A 1672-nucleotide genomic window follows, 5' to 3' on the forward strand; every position below is an offset into this window, starting at 1 on the left:
TCGGTGTTTTTCAACCGAGTTGTCCAAAAAAACTGTTTTAAGCAACCGCCGTATTACGCTTAATTTCCTCAACATTGGAGGGATTCAGCGCAACGTCACCAACGGGCGTCCAGTTTCTTGTGTTGCCTGACCAGCGCTCCGGGCGGCTGCGTTTTTGTTGCTCATATAATGCAGCGCGTGCCGCTAATATGGCGTTATCTTCACCACGGTGCCGGCTACCCGGTGTCACAAAGTTAATCCCGCTGTGCAGATGGTGCTCGTTATAAACGTTAACGAAGTCCATCATCCATTGGCGAACATGGCTGAGCGAGTTAAACCCTTTGCGTGGCCATTTCGGGCAGTATTTTACGGTCCGAAACAACGACTCTGAATACGGATTATCGTTGCTCACGCGTGGCCGGTTATGTGACATCGCCATGCCCAGGTTGGCCAACCTTGATTTCAGTGTAGACGAGGTCATCGGTGCCCCGTTATCTGAATGCAGTACCGGCGGATTATGCCAGCAGCCCTCGCGCAGCAAGGTTCGCTCAACCAGTTGTTTTGCCAGTTCACCGGATTCGGTTTCATGGACTTCCCAGCCGACGATTTTGCGGCTGTAAATATCAAGTATTAAGTACAGGTACCAGAAAACGCCTTTGACGTTCGAGGGACAATAACTGATGTCCCAGGTGTATACCTGATTCGGCCCGCTTGCCGTGTAACTGGTCGGCAACGGATGCTTATTCCGGGGTTTTGCTTTGCCCCGGTGTGTTAATTGCCGGTGCTTTTTCAGCACCCGGTAAATCGTTGATTCAGAGCCAATATAAACGCCTTTATCGGCCAGTAACGGCACGATTTGTGAGGCCGGTAAATCCGCATACTGCGGTAAATTACAGACCATCAGGATGCGCTGCTCTTCGTCTTCGCTCAACTGCCGCGGTTGTTTAACCGGCGCTGTTGTGGGCCGTTTATCCGGCGTCGGATTGTTAGCCCAGCGCTTTAACGTGCGTTGGCTTATGCACATAACATGCGCTGCCTGATGGCGGGATGCGCCGTTATTAACCGCTTCGTTAAAGTAATCGAGTAGCCTTATACGCTCGCTTTGCGGCGTTAGTCGTCCTCGTTGTCCGGTTCGTCCCCGTATAAGGCTTCGAGCTTTTTTGAAAGCACCAACAGGGCACTGGTCTCGGCCAACGCTTTATCTTTGCGGCGAACCTCGGCTTTAAGCTTTTTGATTTCTTTGGTCGTTTTTTTACGCTCTTGTTTTACCTGGCGCTCACTGTCAGCAGTGCGGCCAAAGCCCTGCAGGCAATCGGTACGCCACTGTTTGACCTGCTCGGTAAATAACCCTTTTTCACGGCAATAAGCCGACAGTTCGGCTTCCGATAAGCCGGCGGTTTCGATAACGATGGCTAACTTGTCTTCAGCGGACCATTGGTCAGCCTGTTTTTGATGTCCGGGCACTGCAACTCCTTGCTCACGACATTGTTTTAACCAATGATACAAGGTTTGCGGACTGATCCCATCCTCATCAGCCACAGAATTTACAGAACGACTCTGTGGCGGTAATAATTTTTTGAGCGTTGCAGCTTTACGCTCTTCAGAATAACGTGGCATACATGAACCTATGCCGCCCACTGTTTATTAACTAATGGCGAAATTGCCAACTGGACAACAAGGTTGACATAGTGGG

1 protein-coding gene is annotated in these 1672 nt (G+C 50.6%); it reads right to left on the minus strand.

Features of this window, described 5'->3' with window-relative positions:
• Window positions 1-37: 37 nt before the first annotated feature.
• Window positions 38-1596 (minus strand): IS3 family transposase gene (locus IDAT_RS13250; RefSeq protein ID WP_156099535.1). Its coding sequence is split into 2 segments (ribosomal slippage): window positions 38-1143 and window positions 1143-1596, totalling 1560 coding nucleotides; the frame shifts between segments, so codons are not numbered across the junction.
• Window positions 1597-1672: the final 76 nt, after the last annotated feature.

This window comes from Pseudidiomarina atlantica (genome assembly GCF_000753735.1).
Taxonomy (GTDB): Bacteria; Pseudomonadota; Gammaproteobacteria; order Enterobacterales; family Alteromonadaceae; genus Pseudidiomarina; species Pseudidiomarina atlantica.